Source organism: Microbacterium sp. cf332 (assembly GCF_900102175.1).
Lineage (GTDB): Bacteria > Actinomycetota > Actinomycetes > Actinomycetales > Microbacteriaceae > Microbacterium.
In genome coordinates this window covers 1222815-1243951 of the sequence record NZ_FNKN01000001.1, presented here as the reverse complement: position 1 = coordinate 1243951, position 21137 = coordinate 1222815, and the positions used below count along the sequence as shown (strand labels likewise).

The 21137-nt window shown below is 71.4% G+C and carries 19 protein-coding genes; 12 read left to right on the top strand and 7 right to left on the bottom strand.

Annotated features, from left to right (window positions below; genetic code table 11):
* Window positions 1–52: 52 nt before the first annotated feature.
* Both BLT21_RS05935 and BLT21_RS05930 read right to left on the bottom strand, forming a co-directional pair.
* Complete coding sequence (locus tag BLT21_RS05935; protein ID WP_091500390.1) at window positions 53–1288, bottom strand: amidohydrolase; 1236 nt, start codon at window positions 1286–1288, stop codon at window positions 53–55.
* Window positions 1289–1311: 23 nt separating this feature from the next.
* Window positions 1312–1746, bottom strand: a complete 435-nt coding sequence (locus tag BLT21_RS05930) for a VOC family protein (protein WP_091500721.1) — start codon at window positions 1744–1746, stop codon at window positions 1312–1314.
* Window positions 1747–1881: 135 nt separating this feature from the next.
* Here BLT21_RS05930 and BLT21_RS15610 point away from each other — a divergent pair, with 135 nt between their 5' ends.
* Window positions 1882–2055, top strand: coding sequence for a hypothetical protein (locus BLT21_RS15610; protein WP_176786819.1), 174 nt, complete (start codon window positions 1882–1884; stop codon window positions 2053–2055).
* Between the two features lie 102 nt (window positions 2056–2157).
* Here BLT21_RS15610 and BLT21_RS05925 read toward each other — a convergent pair whose 3' ends face one another.
* Complete coding sequence (locus tag BLT21_RS05925) at window positions 2158–3177, bottom strand: aggregation-promoting factor C-terminal-like domain-containing protein (protein ID WP_176786818.1); 1020 nt, start codon at window positions 3175–3177, stop codon at window positions 2158–2160.
* Window positions 3178–3405: 228 nt separating this feature from the next.
* On the opposite strand from BLT21_RS05925, the gene BLT21_RS05920 reads away from it, so the two are divergent.
* From BLT21_RS05920 to BLT21_RS05905, 4 genes are all read left to right on the top strand, one after another.
* Window positions 3406–3879 carry an S-ribosylhomocysteine lyase gene (locus tag BLT21_RS05920; RefSeq protein WP_091500388.1) on the top strand — a complete coding sequence of 158 codons (474 nt, stop codon included), beginning with the start codon at window positions 3406–3408 and terminating at the stop codon, window positions 3877–3879.
* A gap of 20 nt (window positions 3880–3899) precedes the next feature.
* A complete protein-coding gene (locus BLT21_RS05915; protein WP_091500386.1) occupies window positions 3900–4544 on the top strand; it encodes a hypothetical protein in 645 nt (214 codons plus the stop codon).
* 78 nt (window positions 4545–4622) lie between these two features.
* A complete protein-coding gene (locus BLT21_RS05910; RefSeq protein WP_091500384.1) occupies window positions 4623–6119 on the top strand; it encodes a PepSY-associated TM helix domain-containing protein in 1497 nt (498 codons plus the stop codon).
* A gap of 88 nt (window positions 6120–6207) precedes the next feature.
* Complete coding sequence (locus BLT21_RS05905) at window positions 6208–8298, top strand: glucose PTS transporter subunit IIA (protein WP_091500382.1); 2091 nt, start codon at window positions 6208–6210, stop codon at window positions 8296–8298.
* 83 nt (window positions 8299–8381) lie between these two features.
* Here BLT21_RS05905 and BLT21_RS05900 read toward each other — a convergent pair whose 3' ends face one another.
* Window positions 8382–9950, bottom strand: coding sequence for a bifunctional NAD(P)/FAD-dependent oxidoreductase/class I SAM-dependent methyltransferase (locus BLT21_RS05900; protein ID WP_091500380.1), 1569 nt, complete (start codon window positions 9948–9950; stop codon window positions 8382–8384).
* A 66-nt stretch (window positions 9951–10016) separates the two neighbouring features.
* On the opposite strand from BLT21_RS05900, the gene BLT21_RS05895 reads away from it, so the two are divergent.
* Window positions 10017–10571 (top strand): helix-turn-helix domain-containing protein, encoded by a 555-nt coding sequence (locus BLT21_RS05895; RefSeq protein WP_091500379.1) that lies wholly within the window; start codon window positions 10017–10019, stop codon window positions 10569–10571.
* Between the two features lie 110 nt (window positions 10572–10681).
* Here BLT21_RS05895 and pgi read toward each other — a convergent pair whose 3' ends face one another.
* Window positions 10682–12367: a glucose-6-phosphate isomerase gene (gene pgi / locus BLT21_RS05890; protein ID WP_091500719.1), complete on the bottom strand. Its 1686-nt coding sequence runs from the start codon at window positions 12365–12367 to the stop codon at window positions 10682–10684.
* A 4-nt stretch (window positions 12368–12371) separates the two neighbouring features.
* Window positions 12372–13124 (bottom strand): zinc ABC transporter ATP-binding protein AztA, encoded by a 753-nt coding sequence (gene aztA / locus BLT21_RS05885; RefSeq protein WP_256335932.1) that lies wholly within the window; start codon window positions 13122–13124, stop codon window positions 12372–12374.
* A gap of 54 nt (window positions 13125–13178) precedes the next feature.
* On the opposite strand from aztA, the gene aztB reads away from it, so the two are divergent.
* The 6 genes from aztB (at window position 13179) to BLT21_RS05855 (ending at window position 19784) form a co-directional block, all read left to right on the top strand.
* Window positions 13179–14060, top strand: coding sequence for a zinc ABC transporter permease AztB (gene aztB / locus BLT21_RS05880; protein WP_091500378.1), 882 nt, complete (start codon window positions 13179–13181; stop codon window positions 14058–14060).
* Entirely contained in the window at window positions 14057–15292 is a 1236-nt protein-coding gene (locus BLT21_RS05875; RefSeq protein ID WP_091500376.1) for a hypothetical protein, read from the top strand. The genes aztB and BLT21_RS05875 overlap by 4 nt, the downstream gene beginning before the upstream one ends.
* A complete protein-coding gene (locus BLT21_RS05870; protein ID WP_091500374.1) occupies window positions 15289–16197 on the top strand; it encodes a metal ABC transporter substrate-binding protein in 909 nt (302 codons plus the stop codon). Before BLT21_RS05875 ends, BLT21_RS05870 begins: the two co-directional genes overlap by 4 nt.
* Window positions 16198–16226: 29 nt before the next feature.
* On the top strand, window positions 16227–17411 hold the full coding sequence (gene aztD, locus BLT21_RS05865; RefSeq protein ID WP_091500373.1) for a zinc metallochaperone AztD: 1185 nt from the start codon (window positions 16227–16229) through the stop codon (window positions 17409–17411).
* A 104-nt stretch (window positions 17412–17515) separates the two neighbouring features.
* On the top strand, window positions 17516–18346 hold the full coding sequence (locus BLT21_RS05860; protein WP_143024945.1) for a hypothetical protein: 831 nt from the start codon (window positions 17516–17518) through the stop codon (window positions 18344–18346).
* A 58-nt stretch (window positions 18347–18404) separates the two neighbouring features.
* Window positions 18405–19784, top strand: coding sequence for an MFS transporter (locus BLT21_RS05855; RefSeq protein ID WP_305367298.1), 1380 nt, complete (start codon window positions 18405–18407; stop codon window positions 19782–19784).
* On the opposite strand, the gene BLT21_RS05850 is transcribed toward BLT21_RS05855, so the two are convergent.
* Complete coding sequence (locus BLT21_RS05850) at window positions 19756–20970, bottom strand: MFS transporter (RefSeq protein WP_256335931.1); 1215 nt, start codon at window positions 20968–20970, stop codon at window positions 19756–19758. The genes BLT21_RS05855 and BLT21_RS05850 overlap by 29 nt on opposite strands.
* Window positions 20971–21137: the final 167 nt, after the last annotated feature.

The following is a 21137-nucleotide window of genomic DNA, read 5'->3' as shown; positions in this document are numbered from 1 at the left end:
TGCGCCGTCGCGCGCACCTCTTGCGCTCGCGCCGCGGAAGAGTCTGAGGCGATCAGCGCAGCCAGCTGGAGCGGCCGAAGCGCTCCCAGCGCTCGACGATGCGGACATCGCCGTCCTCGGCTGTCTCGAGCACGGTCGTGCCGCCGATGACGACGTGCTGGACCCGCGACTCGACCGTGAGCGGGTCGCCCGACCACAGCACCAGGTCGCCGTCGCGCCCTTTCTCGATCGCCCCGACGCGATCATCGAGTCGCAGGATCGCGGCCGGATTCGTCGTCAGTGCTTCGAGCGCGACGTCGGCGGGGAGGCCCTCGCGAACGGCGAGGATCGCCTGCAGCCGGATCTGGTCGATCGGGACGACGGGGTGGTCCGTCGTGATCGCGACGGTCACTCCCGCTGCGGCGATCAGGGCGAGCGCCCCGATCGCGCGGTCGCGGAGCTCGACCTTCGAGCGCGAGGTGAGCATGGGCCCGAAGATGACGGGGATGCCCTTCTCGGCGAGGACGTCGGCGATCTTGTGCCCCTCGGTGCCGTGATTGACCACGAGACGGTATCCGAACTCCTCCGCGAGGCGGATCGCGGTGACGATGTCGTCGTGGCGGTGGCTGTGCTGGTCCCACAGGAGTGTGCCGTCGAGCACGTCGGCGAGCGTCTCCTTGCCGAGATCGCGCTCGAAGGGCTCGCCCTTGGCGGCCGCGGCATCCCGCTTCGCGACGTAGTTCTGTGCGCCGACGAACGCGTCGCGCAGCACCGAAGCGACGCCGAGGCGCGTCGAGGGCGTCTGCTTCTTGTCGCCGTACACGCGCTTCGGGTTCTCGCCGAGAGCGGATTTCACCGATACGTTCGCGGCGATCACCTGCTCGTCGACGGTGCGCCCGCCCCAGGTCTTGATCGCGACGGTCCGACCGCCGATCGGGTTGCCCGAGCCCGGCTTGACGACGACCGACGTGACTCCTCCGCGCAGCGCGTCGCGGAACCCGACCTCGTCGATGTCGATGCCGTCGAGCGCGCGGAAGCGAGCGCCGTTCGGGTCGGTCATCTCGTTCGTGTCGTTGCCCGACCACCCTTCGCCGTCCTCGTGGACGCCCAGGTGGCCGTGCGCCTCGACGAAGCCCGGCAGCACCCAGCGGCCCGCAGCGTCCACGATCTCCGCGCCGTCGGGCACCGCGGTGTCGGACCCGCCGACCGCCGTGATGACGCCGTCGGTGACGACGACGGTGCCGCCCTCGATCACGGGTGCGGACACGGGGACGATGCGGCCGTTCACGACGGCGAGGGTGCGGGACATGCCGTCGAGCCTATGCCGGGCCGTCACTGCAGGCAGAACTCGTTCCCCTCGGGGTCGCGCATCTGCCAGTAACGTTCCGGCCAGGCGCCCCACTGCTGCTCGACGAGCCGGACGACGCTCGCGCCGAGGGCGACGAGCCGATCCTTCTCGGCGTCGACGGCCGCGGGGGATGCGCGGTGCTGGCCGTCGTCGGGGGCGACGGAGACATCGATGTGCAGCCGGTTGCGCCCGTCTTTCGCACCGTCGGCGTGGTGGAAGTACAGTCGCGGTCCGCGCCCGTCCGGGTCTTCCGCGAGACCGCGCCGGTCGAGGTCGTCATCGGTGAGCCCGGCGTCGTGCTGCTGCGCCCGGATGTCGTCGGGCCAGTCCAGGCGCGGGTACCCGAACACGTCGGCCCAGAAATGCGAGAGGGCGCGTGGATCGTCCGCGTAGAAGGTGATGTTGCCGAGTCTGTTCATGGTGGCCTCCTCGTCGCGACCGTACTCCGGTCCTCCGACGTCGTACACCGCCTGCCGATGCCCGGCAACGGGCCTGACCGCGGACGGTCGGCGGCCTAGCGTGGTCCCTCCACCGAACACAGGGAGGAATCCATCATGAGCAACGGAAACGTGCCCTTCGTCGCCCCGGGCGCGCTGCCCGTCGATCCGGTCGACGAGGCCCCCACGCTCGAGGTCGACGGTCAGGACGTGCTCGACGAAGACGTCGACGACGACCAGGTGTCGAGCATCGACGCCGACCACGCCGCGACGCAGTCGGACGAAGCCTGACGTCGCGGGTCGCGCTGACGGCGAAAGCGCGCGTCCGCCCGCGTTCCGCTGGAGCGGATCGGGCGAACGCGCGCTTTCAGCGGGCGATGGCGATGCCTGGCGTCAGTACCAGCCGACCGACTGGGAGTGGTCCCACGCGCCGCACGGCGAGCCGTAGCGGCCGGAGATGTATCCGAGGCCCCAGCGCACCTGCGTGACGGCGTTCGTCTGCCAGTCACCGCCGGCCGACGACATCTTGCTGCCGGGGAGCGCCTGCGGGATTCCGTAGGCGCCGCTGCCGCTGTTGTAGGCCTGGTAGTTCCAGCCCGACTCCTTGTTCCAGAGCGAGACGAGGCATCCGAACTGATCCTGACCCCAGCCGAAGTCGCCGAGCATGTTGCTCGCGGCCTGCTGCGCGGCGCCGGGGGAGTTGTCGCCCGTGGAGGCGACCGCGGATGCCGTCGGAGCGGGCGTCGACGACGTCGACGACGAGCGGGATCCGCTCGAACGCTGCGACGCCGCGGCCTCCTCCGCGGCAGCCTGGGCCTCGGCTTCCGCCTGAGCGGCGGCCTCGGCGGCTGCGGCCTCCTCCGCCGCCTTGCGGGCGGCTTCCTCCTCGGCAGCCTTCTTCGCCTGTGCCGCCTCGAGACGCCCGCGCAGGTCGGCGGTCGCTGCCTGAACCTCGTCCGTCGCGTCGGCGAGCTTGTCGGTCAGGTCGGGGAGCAGCAGCGTCGGGATGACGTCGGTGTCCTGCAGACCCGCGATGCGCTCACGCAGCGGAGCGGTGTCGATCGCCGTCGCGCCGTCGATGGGGAGCGCCGCGGCGGAGACGTCTCCGGTCAGGGTCGCCGCCTCGATGACGGACGCTTCGGCTGCGAGGACCGCGTCGCTCGTGGCCTGCTCGATCTCGCTCAGCGGCTCGGCCGTGGACGTCACCGATGCCGTCACGAGTGCTGCGCGCTGCATCACCGGAGCCGATGATCCGGCGGCCGTCGGAACCGCCGCCGAGGCCGTCGTGCCCACCACCGCGGTCAGGCCGAGGGCCAGTCCGAGGGTGAGGGCGACCGGACGGAATGCGCGACGGGATGCGGGGGTGGAGCGCCGCAGGTCGCGACGGGTGGGCTGGCTCGACGAAGAAGTCATACGAACAGGGGCGGTCCTTCGATGTTGCGGACACCGCGAGAAGGCGGCGGGCGTCTCGGGCAGACGCACAAAACTCCCCGAGTCTGCGCTGCGAGCCTGGACGAGTCCCGGACAGCACCTGAACGTAACCTGGGAGCCGCTCGGCGCCGTGAGCCGGCGAGGGCGGGCTAATCTGGGCCCGACGGGTGCACACAGCCCGTTCCGCCTGTCCGCACCGAGGAGGATCCCATGGCCGAGATCGAGAGCTTCACGCTGGACCACACCGCCGTCCTCGCGCCGTACGTCCGCCGGATCGGCGTCGAGCACGGACCCGGTGGCGGCACCATCACGAACTTCGATGTCCGCTTCGTGCAGCCTAATGCCGGCGAGATCCCGACCGCGGGGATCCACACGATCGAGCACATGCTGGCCGGCCTGCTCCGCGATCGCATCGACGGCGTCATCGACATCTCGCCGTTCGGATGCCGCACCGGCTTCCACCTGCTCATGTGGGGCGAGCCCGAGGTCGCCGACGTGGTCGCCGCGCTGACCGGCAGCCTGCGCTTCATCGCGGACGAAGCCGTCGAGGCCGACATCCCCGGCGTTTCGGCGCTGGAATGCGGCAACTACCGCGACCACTCGCTGCACTCGGCCCGGGAGTGGTCGAAGACCGTCCTCGACCAGGGCATCAGCCTCGACGCCTTCGCGCGCGTCGGCGTCTGACGTCCGACCGCGACTCTCCGATGCCCTCGCCCCGTCAGCAGCGCTCCCTGCGCGCCGGCGCGGCCGCGAGCCTGGCGACGTTCGTCGCCCTCCTCTCGCACGTCGCGGCCGGCGGCGCTCCGCCATCGGTGCTGGGCGTGCTCCTGCCGTGGGCGCTGTCGCTGCTGATCGCGCTGCTCATCGTCGGGCGCCGGCTCTCGCTCGCGCGGCTCGGAACCGCCGTCGCGACCGCTCAGGTCGTTTTCCACGCCATGTTCGCGCTCGGGGTCGTGCCGTCCGCAGGTTCAGCGGGGTCCGCAACCGTTACTGGGGGTGGCCACGCCGCGCACAACCTGTTCGCGGCACATATGTCGCTGTCGGCATCCGTCGCGTCACCGGCGGGCTTCTCGGCGGTCGTGCCGGATGCCGCCATGCTCGCGGCCCACGTCGTCGCGGCCGTCCTCACGACGCTCGTGCTGCACCGCGGCGAGCATCTGGTGGCCGGGCTCGGTGCGCTCGCGCAGCGCATCGCGGTTCGCATCCGTGCCGTCGCCCGCGACGTCGTGCCGCCCGTCCGTACGCCGACCCGCGCGCGCTCCGGCGCCGGCGAGGTGCGTGTGCGGCACCCCCGTCCCCTCGTCGCCGCGCCCGCCCGCCGCGGTCCCCCGGTCCTCCTCGCGTTCTGACGTCCCGACGCCCGTCGGGGCGTTCCCGCGCGCGCGCTTCGCCGATGCGCGCGCGGACCCCGACGACCGAGGAGACCCATGTCCATCACCCGATCGCGACCGTCCGACGACGGCGCACCGACGGCCCCCGATTCCGGCGGGTCAGCGCCGCGTGAGCATGTCCCGGCGCGGACCGCACGCGCCTGGGCGGTTCCGCTGCTGCTGCGCATCCATTTCTTCGCCGGCATCCTCGTCGGCCCGTTCATCCTCATCGCCGCGATCAGCGGTGCCCTCTACGTCGTGACTCCCCAGCTCGAGCGGGTCGTCTACGCGCAGGAACTCAGCGTGCCCGAGAGCGCGCATACGCTCCCGCTGGGCGACCAGGTCCGCGTCGCCCAGGGGTACATCGGCGACGCGGCCTCGCTCGCCGCGGTGCGTCCGGCACCCGGTCCGGGGGACACCACCCGCGTCATGTTTGCCCAGGACGGGCTCGGCCCCAGCCAGACCCGCGCAGTCTTCATCGACCCCGGGACGGGCGAGATCCGGGGTGACCTCACGGTCTACGGCACGAGCGGCGCATTGCCCCTCCGCGCCTGGGTGAGCGACCTGCATCGCAACCTGCACCTCGGCGAGCCGGGCCGCCTCTACAGCGAGCTCGCCGCCTCGTGGCTCGGCATCGTCGTCGTGGCGGGACTGGGCCTGTGGGTCGTGCGCCTGCGCAGGGCGCGACGCAAGAAGGACCTGTTGCGACCCCAACGCGGCGCGACGGGCTATCGACGCCTCTTCGGATGGCACGCCTCGCTCGGGATCTGGCTCGTCGTGGGGGCGCTCTTTCTCTCGGCATCCGGCATCACGTGGTCGACGTACGGGGGTGCGAACGTCTCGTCGTTGCGCGCCGCGCTGTCGTGGCAGAACCCCGCCCTCGAGACCACCCTCGGCGAGAGTTCGGACGCCGCCGACCCGCACGCCGACCACGGCGTCGTCGCAGCGCCGACGGCCGCCGTCTCGCCCGACACCTTCGACGATGTCCTCGCCGTGGCCCGCACCGAGAACGTCGACGTCGGGCTCGTCGAGATCCGGCCCCCGGCGGCGGCCGGCCAGGCCTGGGTCGTGCAGGAGATCCAGCGGAGCTTCCCGACGGAGGTCGACGCCGTCGCGATCGACGGTGACAGCCTCGCGGTCGTCGACCGGGTGGATTTCGCCGACTATCCCGTCATGGCGAAGCTCGCACGGTGGGCGGTCGACATCCACATGGGCTCGATGTTCGGCATCGTCAATCAGCTCGTGCTGTTCGCCGTGGCGCTCGGCATCGCCGCGATGGTCGTCCTCGGCTACCTCATGTGGTGGCGGCGTCGTCCGACGCGCGATCCCGCCCGACGCGTCGGAGCGGCACCCCGGGATGCGCTGCCGCAGGCGCCCGTGTGGGGCATCGCGCTCGTGGTCGTCGTCGCCATCGGCGTCGGCTTCTTCCTTCCGCTCGTCGGGCTGCCACTCGCGGCGTTCGTCATCGGCGATGCGGTCGTGCAGTCGTGGCGCGTCCGTCGCGCGAGGAGGCGTTCCTCCGGGGGAGCGGAAGGCACTGTGGTCAGGCCATAACGGGCCAAGCCCCTCGTTCCCGGTCAACTCTCAGGGTAGAGTTCCGGGCGAGAACTTCGGCCATCAGCCGGGGAACAGGAGAAGAGCCATGGCGACAAGCCCCGCAGAATCGATCGTCGACGCCGTCGGCGGTCCCGGAAACATCGAGAGTCTGACCCACTGTGCGACGCGCCTGCGGTTCCAACTGCGCGACGCCTCGAACGTCGACCCGTCGACGGTCGAGGCGATCCCCGGCGTCATGGGCGCCGTGCCGCAGGCAGGGGACCGCTTCCAGGTCGTGATCGGCGGTGCCGTCCAGAACGTCTACAACGACATCAACGCTCTGCCCGCCATGTCGGGGACCGGCGGCGGTGCCGTGGACGAGGACGACATGGACTCCGTGAAGGCGCGCGAGCGCGCCAAGGGTCCGCGCGGCAAGGTCGCCTGGCTCGACTCCCTGTTCGAGTTCCTCTCGGACTCGTTCCGCCCCATCCTCGGCGCCCTCCTCGGCGCATCGCTGTTCATCACCTTCATGGCGTTGATGGCGACGCTCGGGGTCATCCCGGCGTGGAACGCGCCGGGCGTGACGCTCGAGCCCTCGTGGCAGTTCGTCAACCTGATGTGGCAGTGCGTCTTCATCTTCCTGCCGCTGATGGTCGCCTACAACGCGGCCAAGAAGGTCGGTGCCGACCCGTGGGTCGGCTTCGCGATCATGGCCGTCGTCATGCTCCCGGGCTTCACGGGGCTGGCCGACCAGGAGGGCGCGCAGCAGATCACGTTCCTCGGCTCGGACATCACGACGATCTCGGTGTTCGGTATGCCGCTGACGATCTTCGACTACAGCTCGCAGGTGTTCCCGCCGCTGCTGATGGCGGGCGCGCTCGGCCTGCTGTGGAAGGGGCTGCGCAAGGTCATCCCCGAGAACATCCAGCTGATCTTCGTCCCGTTCCTGGCGATGCTGATCATGATCCCGCTCACGGCGTTCCTCATCGGCCCCATCGGCGTCTACGCCGGTGCAGGTCTCGCGAATCTCCTGAGCTCGATCAACGACTTCTCGCCGTTCATCTTCGCGATCGTCATCCCGCTGGCCTACCCCTTCATGGTGCCGCTCGGTCTGCACTGGCCGATCAACGCGATCATGCTGCTGAACATCCAGACCCTCGGCTACGACTTCATCCAGGGCCCGATGGGGGCATGGAACTTCGCGTGCTTCGGAGCCACCGCCGGTGTGCTCTGGATCTCGTGGCGCGCGCGTGACAAGCAGATGCGCCAGACGGCGACCGGAGCGCTCGCGGCCGGACTCCTCGGCGGCATCTCGGAGCCGTCGCTGTACGGCATCCACCTGCGCTTCAAGCGCATCTACCCGCGGATGCTGGTCGGCTGCCTCGTCGGCGGCCTGATCATCGGCATCGGCGGCGGCGTCCGGACCCAGGCCTTCGTCTTCACCTCGCTGCTGACGATTCCCGCCTTCGACTCCGTCGTCCTGTACGGCATCGCCGTGCTCGCGTCGTTCGTCGTCGCGATGGCGCTCGTCATCATCAGCGACTACCGGACGCCCGAGCAGCGTGCCGAGTTCGAGGCCCAGCGCGACAAGGCCGAGGCGACGGCTCAGGCCGCAGCGCCGGTCGTCGCAGCTGCGACCGCGACCGCGGCATCGGGATCGTCGACCGCGGCTCCGGCCGAGACGCGGCGGGGCACGGCCACCGCGACCCTCGACAAGCCGGGCGCCACCGACGAGGTGTCGGCCGCGTTCGAGATCGCGTCTCCGCTCGACGGCACGGCCGTGGCGCTGTCGGAGGTGCCCGACCCGGTCTTCGGCGGCGGGGTCATGGGGCCGGGCGTCGCGATCGAGCCCACCGGCAACACGGTGGTCTCGCCGGGCGCGGGAACTGTGGCCGCCGCTCAGCCGACGGGGCACGCGTTCGGGCTCGAGCTCGACAACGGCGTGGAGCTGTTGATCCACGTCGGCATCGACACCGTGAACCTGAAGGGCGAGGGCTTCGAGGTGCACGTCAAGGCCGGCGACCGCGTCGAGCAGGGCACCCCGCTGGTCACCTTCGACCGCGCGGTGATCGAGAAGGCAGGCTACCCGCTCATCACGCCGGTCATCGTCCTCAATGGTGACGCGTTCGCCACCGTCGATCCCGTGGGTCTCGGCGCGACGACCGCCGGCTCGCCGCTCCTGATCCTGGAGAAGTAACCCCCCTCCGAGCGTCGACTCGCCAAGAATCGCGGATGCCGGTCTCCCGGCATCCGCAGATTCTGGCGAGTCGACGCTCTGTTTCAGGGGCGGCGACGGAGCAGCAGGATGCCGTCGGCGACGTGGTGGCCGGGCGACGGGACGTGCCGGTCGCGGACCTCCTCGCGCTCGACCGTCCACTTCGCCGGGTCGAGCTCGAGCGCGGCGCGCTCCTCTGCGGGGGTCGCGAGCGGCGGATGGTCGTGGGCCTGATCGGCCGGCGGCGCGCCGACGTGCGACACGACGAGCAGTCGGCCCCCGGGAGCGACGTGCCGGAGCGCGGCGCGCAGGAGGGGGATGCGCGAGAACTCCGGGTCCCAGGAATGCAGGAAGCTCGTCGTCACCAGGTCGAAAGCGCCGAGACCGACCGAGTCGATCTCGGCGACGACGAATGTCGCATCGAGCTGTGCGGCGCGAGCCGCGGCCTGGGCGCGCGACACGGCGGTGGGGGACAGGTCGACGCCCGTGACCGACCATCCGCGCGCCGCGAGCCAGAGGGCGTCGCCGCCCTCGCCGCAGCCCAGGTCGAGTGCAGTGCCGGGGGCGAGCGTGCCGGCGGCTTCGAGCTCGGCGACCAGCGTCGACGTCGTCTCGTTGACCCGCCCCGACCAGACGCGGTCGGTCTCGGCGTACCGCGCCTCCCAGTCGGCCGCGTGGCCCCGCCGGCGAGCGACCGCCGCCGCCGTATCGAGGGCCACGAGCGCCCCGTTGACGGCGGCACCCGCCATCGATCCCGCGCCCATCGACACCGGCACGTTCGCCATCGGGGCCACGACGTTGCCCGCGGCCCATACGAGCGGGTGGCTCGTCGCCCCGGCGAAGTCGACAGCGATGAATGATCCGGCGGGGCCGTCGGTCCGAGTGAGGTCGAGGTCGGCGAGGAACCCGTCGTGCGGGTCGAGGCGACCGCCGGTGAAGATGGCGTCGACGGGGGTCCGTCGCCCGTCCGCGGTGACGACCGCGCCGATCTCGGCTCCGTCGCGGTCCCGGCCCTCGGGTGCCTCGAGAGCGACCACCGGGGAGGGGATCAGCCGGATGCCGCGGGCGGCCAGCCGTTCACGGATGTCGTCGCCGATCTCGCCGAGTGCTCCCGTGAAGGCGACGACGTCGGGGGTCCACTGCCGGAGGAGCTCGATCTGGTGCAGGCTCATCGGCGAGGTCGCCAGCACGCCGATCCGACGGCCGCGCACCTCCCACCCGTGGCAGTACGGGCAGTGGAGCACCGTGCGGCCCCAGCGCTCGGCCAGGCCGGCGACATCGGGCAGTCGGTCGGACACGCCCGTCGCCACGATGAGTGCCCGCGTCGTGACCGGCTCGGCGCCGTCGGCGAGGGCGATCTCGAGTCCGCCGTCGGTCTCGTCCACCCGCTCGACCAGCGCGGTGCGGAAACGCACGCCGTAGGCCTCGGCCTCCGCCCGTCCGCGGCGTCGGAGCTCGGCGGGCGAGACGCCGTCGAAGCCGACGACGGCATGCATGTGCTCCGCGAAGCGGTTGCGGGGACTGTCGGAGTCGAGCACGAGGGTGCGGCGGCCGGCGCGACCGAGCATCTGCGCGGCGCTGAGGCCCGCGGGGCCCGCTCCGACGATGACGACGTCATGATCCAGGTTGTCCATGCCCACAGCATCCGTCGCTTCAGTGTAAACTGGCAAACGCGTTTGCGGAAATGGCAAACTGAGGACATGACCGGACTCGAACAGATAGGCCCGCGGTTGCGGGCGGCGCGACAGGACCGCGGCCTCACTCTCGACGAGCTCGCCGGTCGCGCGGGGATGTCGACCAGCACGCTCTCGCGGCTCGAATCGGGCAAACGCCAGGCGAGTCTCGAGCTGCTCGTACCGCTGACGCGGCACCTCGGCATCCGCATCGACGACCTCGTTCCCGCCGAGCAGCCCGACCCGCGCGTGCGGCGCCCGGCGACGACGCGGCACGGTCATGTCATCGCGCCGCTGACGCGCGAGAGTTCACCCGTGCAGACCTACAAGGTGACGTATCCGCCGTCGGATGCCGCGCCCGCGCCGCGGATCCACGACGGGTTCGAGTGGTTCTACGTGCTGAGCGGACGGGTCAGGCTCGTGCTCGACGACCGCGAGCTCGTGCTCGGCCGCGGCGAGGCGGCCGAGTTCGACACCCGCATCCCGCACTCGATCAGCGCTGTGGGTGCTCGTCCTGCCGAGGTGATCAGCATCTTCAACGCTGCGGGGGAGCGCATGCACACGCTGACCGCCCCCGACTGACCCACCTCCCCTCCTCTCCCCTCCCCGTCGACTCGCCAGAGAGTGCGGATCCCGGGATGCCGGCATCCGCACTTCTCGGCGAGTCGATGGGGGGAAGGAGGGGGAAGGGGTCAGGCCCGGCGGTGCGCCTGGTAGTAGGCGAGGAGGGCCTGCGTGGAGGGGTCCTGCGCGGCGAGCGCGTCGGCATCGCCCTCGATCGCGGGCGCGATCTGCAGGGCCAGCTGCTTGCCGAGCTCGACACCCCACTGGTCGAAGGAGTTGATGCCCCAGATCGTGCCCTGCGTGAAGGTGATGTGCTCGTAGAGCGCGATGAGCTCGCCGAGCACCTTCGGGGTCAGCGCCGGAGCGAAGATCGAGGTCGTCGGCCGGTTGCCCGCGAACGTGCGTGCGGCGACGAGCGCGCCGGTCGTGCCCTCGGCCTCGACCTCGTCGGCCGTCTTGCCGAAGGCCAGCGCCTTCGTCTGGGCCAGGAAGTTCGCGAGGAACAGCCCGTGCACGTCGCGCCCGCCGTCGGTGAGCGGGTGCGCGGGGTTGACGAAGGCGATGAAGTCGGCCGGGATGAGCCGCGTCCCCTGGTGGATCAGCTGGTAGAACGCGTGCTGTCCGTTCGTGCCGGGCTCGCCCCAGAAGACCTCGCCGGTGTCGGAGGTGACGGGGGTGCCGTCCCACCGCACCGACTTGCCGTTGGACTCCATCGTGAGCTGCTGCAGGTACGCGGCGAAGCGGTGCAGCTGCTGCGCGTAGGGCAGCACGGCGTGGGTCTGCGCGCCGAGGAAGTTCGCGTACCAGACGTTGAGAAGCCCCATGAGCACGGGGACGTTCTGCGCGAGCGGGGTGGATGCGACGTGCTCGTCGACCGCGTGGAAGCCGGCGAGCAGGTCGCGGAACGCATCGGGTCCGAGCTCGATGACGAGTGACAGGCCGATCGCCGAGTCGACGGAGTAGCGGCCGCCGACCCAGTCCCAGAAGCCGAAGGCGTTGGCGGGGTCGATGCCGAAGGCCTCGACCTTGTCGAGTGCGGTCGAGACGGCGACGAAGTGGTGCGCGACGGCATCCGTCTTCTTGCCCTCGCTGTCGTCGATGGCGTCGACCGTCTGCAGGCCCGCCCACAGCCAGTCGCGCGCGAGCCGCGCGTTCGTCAGGGTCTCGAGGGTCGTGAACGTCTTGGACGCGACGATGAACAGCGTCGTCTCGGGGTCGAGGTCGGCGGTCTTGTCCGCGATGTCGAACGGGTCGATGTTCGACACGAAGCGCGCCTGGATGCCTGCGGTCGCGTAGGGGCGCAGCGCCTCGGAGATCATGACCGGGCCCAGGTCGGAGCCGCCGATGCCGATGTTGACGACGTGGGTGACCTTCTTGCCGGTGATGCCCGTCCACTCGCCGGAGCGGACGCGGTCGGCGAATGCCGACATCTTCTCGAGGACGGCCTGGACGTCGGTGTCGATGTCCTGACCGTCGACGACGAGCTCGGGTGACGCTCCCGCGGGGCGGCGGAGCGCGGTGTGGAGCACAGCTCGGTCCTCGCTCGTGTTGATGTGCTCGCCCGAGACCATCGCGGCGTAACGCTCGGCGACTCCGGTCTGCTCGGCGAGTCGCACGAGGGCGGCGACGATCTCGTCCGTGACGAGGTTCTTCGACAGGTCGACGTGCAGGTCGGCCAGCGGCAGGCTCAGGCGCTCGACGCGCCCGGGGTCCTCGTCGAACCAGCCGCGGAGGTCGGGGGTGAAGCCGTCCTTCAGCGACTCGAGGTCGTTCCAGGCGGCGGTGGTGGTGGCATCGATGGGAGCAGCGGTCACGCTCTCACGGTAGTCGCGGTGTCGGACCCCGTCCACGCGGCACGGCGGGAGAAGCCGAGTCCGCTGTGGTCGCGGGTTCGGACGAGGACCCCGCCCCCTCCGAGAGGCGCCCGTCCACGAGCCGGCAGACCGCGTCGACGGCGCCGAGCTCGCCGAGGTCGTGCGTCACCGCCACGACCGCGACACCCTCCCGCGCGACCGCCCGCAGGGCGGATGCCACGGCGTCTCGGGATGCCGTGTCGAGTCCGCTCATCGGTTCGTCGAGCAGCAGCAGGTCGGCGTCCTGCGCCAGCGCCTGCGCGATGTGCGCGCGCTGCCGCTGCCCGCCGGACAGGAGACCGAGCGACCGGCGGGCCAGAGGCGTGAGGCCGACGGTCTCGATCGCGGCGGCGATCCGGTCGCGATCACTGCGCCGCAGGGGCAGGAACGGCCCACGCTCGCGCCACCGTCCCATCGCGACGAGGTCGGCGACGGTCAGCGGCAGGCGGGCGCCGTCGTTCGAGGTCTGCGACACGAGTGCGATGCGTGTGGAGTCTGGGCGGCGGACGCTTCCCGACGACGGGGCGAGGAGCCCCGCTGTGACCGCGAGCAGCGTCGACTTGCCCGAACCGTTGGCCCCGACAACGGCGCGGATCTCGCCACGGGTCACCGTGAGGTCGATACCGCGAAGCGCCGCGTGACCGTCGAAGTCGACGGTCACCGCGCGCAGCTCGACGACGAGGTCGTGGGGGGAGGCGTCGGTGCTCGTGTGTGACATCCACTCATTATCGCTAATGAAAACCGTTCTCACTTTCATGTAAGGTCGACGACCATGTCCTTCCTGCTCGACCCGTTCGCCGTCGCCTTCGTGCAGCGCGCTCTCATCGGCGGGGCGCTCGTCGCGATCGTGTGCGGCATCGTCGGCACCTGGGTGGTGCTGCGCGGTATGGCCTTCCTCGGCGAGGCGATGGCCCACGGGATGCTGCCGGGGGTCGCCGTCGCGACGCTCACCGGGTTCCCGCCGATGGCGGGCGCCGCTCTCAGCGCCGCGGTCATGTCGCTCGGCGTGGGAGCGCTGCAGCGTCGCGGACGCCTGTCGGCCGACACGAGCATCGGACTGCTGTTCGTCGCCAGCCTGTCGTTGGGGGTCATCGTGATCTCCGCGTCGCGGAGCTTCGCCACCGACGCGTCGGCGATCCTCTTCGGCGACATCCTGGCCATCGGCTCGGCCGAGCTCGTCGCGCTCACCGTCGCCCTCGCCGCCACGGTCGTGGTCGCGGCCCTCGGACACCGTTCCTTCGTCGCCGTCACGGTCGATCCCCGCCAGGCGCACCTGCTCGGGCTGCGGCCGCGTACCGCCCACATCGTGCTCGTCGGCCTCGTGACCCTCGCCGTCGTCTCCGCCTACCAGGCGGTGGGCTCGCTCCTCGTGGTCGGGATGCTGCTCGGCCCCGCGGTCGCCGCCGGCCAGTGGACTCGGCGCATCGTCCCCACCATGGTGCTCGCCGCCGCGATCGGCGTCCTGTCGGTCGGTGTGGGACTGCTCGTGTCGTGGCATGCGGCCACGGCCGCGGGCGCGACGGTCGCCTTCACCGCCATCTGCTCCGGCGCCGTCTCGACCGGCGTCCGCGCGCTCGTGCGCGCCGTCGCCCGTCACGGGGGCGGCCGCGCACCAGGATCCGTCATCCCGAACACACCGGAAAGGACCGCATGAGGAACCGCGTCCCTCTCTCGCTCATCTCCCTGACGGCAGGCGTCGCTCTGCTCGCGGGCTGCCAGGCCACCCCGTCCGCGACGTCCGCGCCCTCTCCGGGCGGCGACACGAGCGCGCTCGGCGACGGGCACGGCGCGATCGCCGGTGCGCGCGAGCTCGCCGAGCCCGCCCTGCACCTCACGAGCGTCGCGCCCGACGGCGCCGTGCATCACCTCGACCTGATCGACGAGCAGTCCGAGTCGCTCGGCGACATCGCCCCGGCCGACACCCTCGACACCGAGGGGCGCTTCCTCTTCGCCGGACGCGACGGCGCGGTCTCGATCATCGATAGCGGCGTCTGGACCTGGAACCACATCGATCACTTCCACTACTACGAGGCCCCGGCCCGCATCCTCGGCGAGCTCACGGGTCCGGGCACGCCCCGTACCGTCGCGAGCGACGTGGGAGTCGGCGTGCACTTCGACGGCGGCGACCGAGGTGGAGAGGCCGTGCTGCTCGACCTCGACGCCCTCAAGGAGGGCGACATCGTCGAGAGCTTCCGTCTCGAGCTCGACGCTCCCGGGTCGCTCGTCGTCCCTCTCCCGTCGGGCGCGCTGATCGCCGACGCCGGTGCGGGGGAGGTCCGGCAGGTCGACGCCTCTGGTGCGGAGCGCGCAACGACGACGTGCGCCGAGCCCGCTGGCGCCATCGCGACGAACGTCGGCGTGGTCGTCGGTTGCGCCGATGGCGCCCTGCTCGCCGTCACGGATTCCTCGGGAACCTCGTTCGAGCGCATCCCCTACCCCGCCGATGCTCCCGGCCGCGCGCTGTCGTTCGCCAACCGCGAGGGACGCCCCACGGTGGCCGGGCTCACCGGCTCGTCGGCGTTCTGGCTGCTCGACACGCGCGCACGGACGTGGACGGCGCACGACGCGGGCGAGCCGCTCGTGCGGGTGACCGCCGTCGACGACGCCGATGAGACCGTCGTCGCGCTCGCGGCCGACGGCTCGGTCCTCGTCATCTCGGGCGCGACGGGCGGGATCCTTGCCCGCAGCGCCCCGCTGGTCGCCGCCTCGCTCGCCGATGCCGTCCTCGCCCGCGGCGTCGACCTCGTCGCGGATCAGCGTCGCACCTACCTCAACGGCCCGGCGGAGAGGACGCTCTTCGAGCTCGACCCCGCCGACGGTGGGCGCGTCGCCCGGACCTTCGCCGTCGACCACGCTCCGATGCTCTTCACGGAGACGGGACGATGAGGCGCGCCGCCCGGTCGCTCGGCGTCGTCGCCGCCGTCTCGAGCGTGCTCGCGCTCGCCGGCTGCGGACCGGCGGCGAGCGACAGGCCCTCCGTCGTCGTCACGACCAACATCCTCGGCGACATCGTCGAGACCATCGCGGGTGACCACCTCGACGTCGTGACCTTCATGCCGCGCGACGCCGACCCGCACTCGTTCGAGCTGTCCGCTCAGGACGCGGCTGCTCTGCGCGCCGCCGACCTCGTGGTCTCGAACGGGCTCGGTCTCGAGGAAGGGGTGCAGCATCACGTCGACGCCTCCGCCGGCGACGGGGTCGCGCAGTTCGTCGCGGGCGACCACGTCGAGACCCTCGAGTACCTCGACTCCGACGCCGTCGACCCGCACTTCTGGACCGACCCGACGCAGACCGCGCGCGTGGTCGACGCGCTCGCGCCGATGCTCGCCGAGCTGTCGGGCGACGGCGCGCAGCGGGTCACGGATGCCGCCGATGCTTACCTCGCCGAACTGGAGACGGTCGACGCCGACCTGGCCGCCGGGCTGGGCTCGATCCCCGCAGAGCATCGTGCGCTGGTCACGAACCACCACGTCTTCGGCTACCTGGCCCGACGCTACGACGTCCGCATCCTCGGCGCCGCCGTGCCGGGCGGCACGACCCTCGCCGCTCCGAGCGCGTCCGATCTGCAGGAGCTCGTCGCGGCGATCGACGAGGCCGGGGTGCGGACGATCTTCGCCGACTCGTCGCAACCCGACCGACTGATGCGCGTGCTCGCCGACGAGGCGGGGCGCGACGTGTCGGTCGTGCCGCTGCTGACGGAGTCGCTCGCGCCGGACGGGCAGCCCGGCGACACCTACCTCGACATGATGCGCCAGAACCTCCAGCGCATCACCGACGGCCTCACCCGATGAGGCATTTCCCTGGAAAGGAAACCCACCCCATGAAGAGAACCCTGCAGTTCGGCGCCCTCGCCGGAGCCGCAGCCCTGGTGCTGGCGGGATGCTCGTCGTCCCCCTCCCCGGCGTCGAGCCCGTCGGGCGACACGTCGGCCGAGGCGTCCGTCCCCGATGGCCCTCGCGTCGCGCTCGGCTACGAGGGCGGCGTGCTCGTGCTCGGCGGCGACGAGCTCGAGGTGATCGGCGACTTCGCCTCCGAGGACTTCATCCGGCTCAATTCCGCCGGCGACGGCCGACATGTCATGGTCACGACGTCGGAGGGCTTCCAGCTGCTCGACGTGCAGCAGCCCGAGCTGACCGACTTCGTGGTCCCCGCCGCGACGGCCGGGCACGTCGTCGTCCACGGTGGCCGGACCGTCCTCTACGACGACGCGACGAGCGACACGACGATCTTCGCGACCTCCGACCTCGCCGAGCTGGACGCCGCCCTCCCGGAATCGGAGGTCATCCCCGGTGTCGAGGCCCACCACGGCGTCTCGGTCGAGCTGGAGGACGGCACGCTGCTGACGACCGTCGGTGGCGAGGCGGGACGCACCGGCATCCGCGTCCTGGACGCCGACCGTGCCGAGATCGCCGCGAATGCGGACTGCCCCGGCGTCCACGGTGAAGGCACCGCGGAGGGTGAGCGGGTCGTGTTCGGCTGCGAGAACGGCGCGCTCGTCTACGACGGCGGCGAGATCACGAAGGTCACCTCGCCCGACGCCTACGGCCGCATCGGCAACGCGTACGTCGCCGAGGACAGCCCGCTCGTGGTCATGGACTACAAGGACGACCCTGACGCGGAGGGCTACCTGCTGCGCAACATCGCCCTCGTCGACACGGAGGCGAAGTCGCTGACCAAGGTCGCGCTGCCGGCCGGCGTGGAGTACACGTTCCGCGGTATCGCGCGCGGCCCCGCCGCGGAGGCCGTGCTCATCGGAACGGACGGGTCGCTGCACTGGATCGACCCGGCCACCGGCGGCATCACGAAGTCGCTCCCGGTCATCGACGCGTGGGAGGGCCCGGCCGAGTGGCAGGCTCCCCACCCCGCCGTCAAGGTCGCGGGCGACATCGCGTACGTCACCGACCCGGCCGACAGCGAGCTCGTCGCCGTCGACCTGACGACGGGAGAGGTTGCACAGACGGTGAAGCTGCCGCAGGTCCCGAACGAGATCGCCGCGATCGCCTGACGGTCCCCGTCGGCCGCGTCCGTTCCTCGCGCACCCGCCTCCGTGGCGGGCCGGGCGGGGAGCGGACGCGGCCCCGCCGCGCCCCGCGCGGCTAGCCTGTCGTGGTGCCGGACGTCTCGACTTCGCAGCGCACCTACCGCTACCTGCGCCTTGCGCTCGCCGGAGCGCCCGTCGCCCTGCTGCTCTCGGTCCTCTTCGCGATGCCCGACGTCGGCGTGCTGCCGAGCGTGAGCCACTACTTCTACACGTCGGCGCGCACGGTCTTCTCGGCCGCCCTCGTCGCGGCCTCGGCGTGCCTGCTCGCGCTCTCGGGACGTGGACCGCAACGCGTTCTGCTCGACGTCGCTGCGCTCCTCGCCCCGCTCGTCGCGATCGTCCCGACCCCCGTGTCGGCCGGTGAGGTCCCCGGGGTCGTCGTCGACTGCGCGGCGCCGTGCGTGCCCGCCGCATTCATCGACGACCTCGACAACGCGATCGCGACCTACCTCTCGGTCGGGGCGATCGTGGTCTCCGTCGGGCTCATCCTCGCGCGACGGGGCGACATCTCCCTCCGCGACTCGGGCCCGACCCTCGCCGTCGCCGCGGCCGTGCTGGTGCTCGTCGCCGCCGTGTGGTCGCTCGTGCCGGAACTGCTCGTGGCCGCCGGGCACGTGGCCGCCGCGGTGGGCTTCTTCGGCAGCATCGCCCTCGTCGCACTGGCCGAGGCGGTGTGTCCCCCCGGCGAGCATCCGCCGGGGCGTCGGATGCGCGCGGGGTATCTCGTCGTCGCCGTGGCGCTGGCGGCGGATCTCGCGGCGACCTTCGTGCTCGGACTCCTCGCCGATCTCCCCGTCGTCCTCGTCGGCGAGGTGGTCGCACTGACGCTCTTCGTCGTCTTCTGGATGATGCAGACCGCTCAGAAGTGGTCGCTCGCCGACCCCTCGCTCCGCGCCTGAGCGTCGCATCCCGCACTCGCTCTTCTGGGTGTCGGCGGGGAGGTCTACTCTTCGTCGCATGACCACCCCGCTCAGCCCGCTGGAGACGTCGCGCATGCGCGCGTTCCATCTGGTGCTCGGCAACACGCTGCTCGCGAACGTCACCTCGAGCTTCCTCTGGTTCGCCCTCACCTTCTGGGCCTACCTGGCGACGGAGAACGTGCTCGCCACATCGATCATCGGCGGGTCGTACATGCTGCTCGTCGCGGTGTTCGGCGTGCTCTTCGGCGCGCTCGTCGACCACATGAAGAAGAAGGCGGTGATGGTGCTCTCGAGCACCATCACGCTCGCGGCCTACCTCGGCGCAGGAGGCGTGTACCTGATGTTCCCCGAGTCGGTCCTCGTCGACTGGGGGCGCCCGTGGTTCTGGGTCTTCGCCGCCCTGATCCTCATCGGCGGCGTGGTCGAGAACCTTCGCAACATTGCCCTCTCGACCACCGTCACCCTGCTCGTGCCGGCCGATCGCCGCGACCGCGCCAACGGTCTGGTCGGAACCGTCCAGGGTGTCGCCTTCATCGTCACGAGCGTGTTCTCGGGACTCTCCGTCGGGCTCCTGGGCATGGGATGGACGGTCGTCATCGCGATCGCCGCGACCGCTCTCGCGCTCGCGCACCTCATGACCGTGTCCATCCCCGAGCGCGGTGTCGTCGCAGCGGGCGGCTCCGCCACGCCCGCCTTCACGTTCCGGGGGGTCATCCCGGCGATCCGCGCGGTGCCCGGCCTGCTCGCGCTCATTCTCTTCACGACGCTGAACAATCTCGTCGGGGGCGTGTTCATGGCTCTCATGGACCCCTACGGCCTCACCCTGTTCACCGTCGAGGTGTGGGGCGTCGTCCTGGCCGTGACCGGCACCGGGTTCATCGTCGGTGGAGCGCTCGTCGCCGCCCGCGGTCTCGGCCGCAACCCGGTCCGCACCCTGCTGCTCGTGAACGTCGGGGTCGCGGTCCTCGGGATGACGTTCGCGATCCGCGAATGGTGGTGGCTGTACGCGCTCGGGATCTTCCTCTTCATGATGCTCATGCCCGTGGCCGAGGCCGCAGAGCAGACCATCATCCAGCGCGTCGTGCCGTTCGAGACGCAGGGTCGGGTCTTCGGGTTCGCGGCATCCGTCGAATCGGCCGCTTCGCCCATCTCGGCTTACCTGATCGGGCCGCTCGCGCAGTTCGGGCTCATCCCGTTCATGCGGACGGATGCGGGCGACCGCGCGTTCGGCTGGTTGCTCGGTGGCGGTGAGGCGCGCGGCATCGCGCTCGCGTTCGTGGCCGCGAGCGCGCTCATGCTCGTGGCGGTGCTGCTCGCGTTCGCCTCGGCGCCGTACCGCCGCCTGAGCCGGGCTTACGCGGAAACGCCGGCCGCGCCGACACCCGCCATCACGCGCGACGAGGCGACGGCGACCTGAGGCCCAGTACGGCGATCACCGTCGCCGCGACGACCATCACGAAGACGCATCCGGCCACCCCCACCCAGCCGAGGTCGTGGAACGCGTAGCCGAGCAGCCAACCGAACAGGCTCGAGCCGCCGTAGTAGCCGAGGTAGTACAACGACGCGGCCTGCGCGCGCGTCTGGGCCGTCGCCGCGGCGGGCGCCCACCCCGACGCGATTGCGTGGGCGGCGAAGAATCCGGCGGTCAGCACGAGCAGTCCGACGAGGACGGCGATGACATCGGGGATCGCCGTCACGACGACACCCGCCGCCATGACGGCGAGGGAGGCGATGAGCACGCGGAGCCGCCCGAAGCGCCCGGCCAGCGCTCCCGCCCACGGCGACGTGACCGTGCCGGCGAGATAGGCCAGGAACAGGAAGCTCACGACCCAGAGGGGGAGGGCGTAGGGCGGCGCGACGAGGTGGAAGCCGAGGTAGTTGTAGACCGCGACGAACCCGCCCATGAGCAGGAACCCCTGCGCGTAGAGCGACAGCTGACGCCGGTCACGCAGGTTGGTCGCGATCCGGGCGACGAGGGACGGGCCCGCGGACGTGCTGGCCCGTGAGGGGATGAAACCGCGCGACGGCGGGGTCAGCCAGAGGAAGAGCGCGGCCGAGGCGGCGCACACGGCGGCGACGGCGAACACCCCGCCGCGCCAGAGTCCGAGGTCGCCGAACGGCCCCGCCACGAGCCTCCCGAGCAGACCGCCGATGGTCGTGCCCGCGATGTAGCTGCCGGCCGCGGTCGCCGTGTGCGCGGCGTCGACCTCCTCCGAGAGGTAGGCGAGCGCGATCGCGGGCACCGCGCCGAGGGCGGCGCCCTCGAGCAGGCGCGCGGTCAGGAGCAGGGACAGCGTGGGGGCGAGCGGCGCGAGCAGACCGAGCACGGTGGCGGCGATGACGCCGATGGCCATGGCGGGCACCCGCCCGATCCGATCGGCGACGACCGACCACGGGATGACGCTGACGGCGAGACCCAGCGTCGACACCGACACCGCGAGCGCCGCCGTCGCGGGCTCGACGTCGAACTCCTCGCCGATGAAGGGCAGCACCGCCTGGGGCGAGTACAGCTGCGCGAACGTGGCCACGCCGGCGAAGAAGAGTCCCGCGATGAGGCGGCGATAGGCGGGCGAACCGGGGAGGTGACCGGTGAACGCACGCACCGGCCCAGCCTACGACCGGCTCGCGCTCGCGCGGGACACGGACCCCGGGCGTGAGAAGGGCCGGTCGACTCAGAATGGTCGACCGGCCCTGTCATCCCTTGCACCAGAGATCACACCGCGCAGTTGGGGGGAACTGCGTGAAACGAAGTTATAACGGCCAGGTAACG

What these genes read in the sequence shown, in the direction of transcription:
- BLT21_RS05935 (WP_091500390.1), bottom strand. Translation starts at nt 1,288, where the DNA reads ATGTCCCGCACCCTCGCCGTCGTGAACGGCCGCATCGTCCCCGTGTCC.
- BLT21_RS05930 (WP_091500721.1), bottom strand. Translation starts at nt 1,746, where the DNA reads ATGAACAGACTCGGCAACATCACCTTCTACGCGGACGATCCACGCGCC.
- BLT21_RS15610 (WP_176786819.1), top strand. Translation starts at nt 1,882, where the DNA reads ATGAGCAACGGAAACGTGCCCTTCGTCGCCCCGGGCGCGCTGCCCGTC.
- BLT21_RS05925 (WP_176786818.1), bottom strand. Translation starts at nt 3,177, where the DNA reads ATGACTTCTTCGTCGAGCCAGCCCACCCGTCGCGACCTGCGGCGCTCC.
- BLT21_RS05920 (WP_091500388.1), top strand. Translation starts at nt 3,406, where the DNA reads ATGGCCGAGATCGAGAGCTTCACGCTGGACCACACCGCCGTCCTCGCG.
- BLT21_RS05915 (WP_091500386.1), top strand. Translation starts at nt 3,900, where the DNA reads ATGCCCTCGCCCCGTCAGCAGCGCTCCCTGCGCGCCGGCGCGGCCGCG.
- BLT21_RS05910 (WP_091500384.1), top strand. Translation starts at nt 4,623, where the DNA reads ATGTCCATCACCCGATCGCGACCGTCCGACGACGGCGCACCGACGGCC.
- BLT21_RS05905 (WP_091500382.1), top strand. Translation starts at nt 6,208, where the DNA reads ATGGCGACAAGCCCCGCAGAATCGATCGTCGACGCCGTCGGCGGTCCC.
- BLT21_RS05900 (WP_091500380.1), bottom strand. Translation starts at nt 9,950, where the DNA reads ATGGACAACCTGGATCATGACGTCGTCATCGTCGGAGCGGGCCCCGCG.
- BLT21_RS05895 (WP_091500379.1), top strand. Translation starts at nt 10,017, where the DNA reads ATGACCGGACTCGAACAGATAGGCCCGCGGTTGCGGGCGGCGCGACAG.
- aztA (WP_256335932.1), bottom strand. Translation starts at nt 13,124, where the DNA reads ATGTCACACACGAGCACCGACGCCTCCCCCCACGACCTCGTCGTCGAG.
- aztB (WP_091500378.1), top strand. Translation starts at nt 13,179, where the DNA reads ATGTCCTTCCTGCTCGACCCGTTCGCCGTCGCCTTCGTGCAGCGCGCT.
- BLT21_RS05875 (WP_091500376.1), top strand. Translation starts at nt 14,057, where the DNA reads ATGAGGAACCGCGTCCCTCTCTCGCTCATCTCCCTGACGGCAGGCGTC.
- BLT21_RS05870 (WP_091500374.1), top strand. Translation starts at nt 15,289, where the DNA reads ATGAGGCGCGCCGCCCGGTCGCTCGGCGTCGTCGCCGCCGTCTCGAGC.
- aztD (WP_091500373.1), top strand. Translation starts at nt 16,227, where the DNA reads ATGAAGAGAACCCTGCAGTTCGGCGCCCTCGCCGGAGCCGCAGCCCTG.
- BLT21_RS05855 (WP_305367298.1), top strand. Translation starts at nt 18,405, where the DNA reads ATGACCACCCCGCTCAGCCCGCTGGAGACGTCGCGCATGCGCGCGTTC.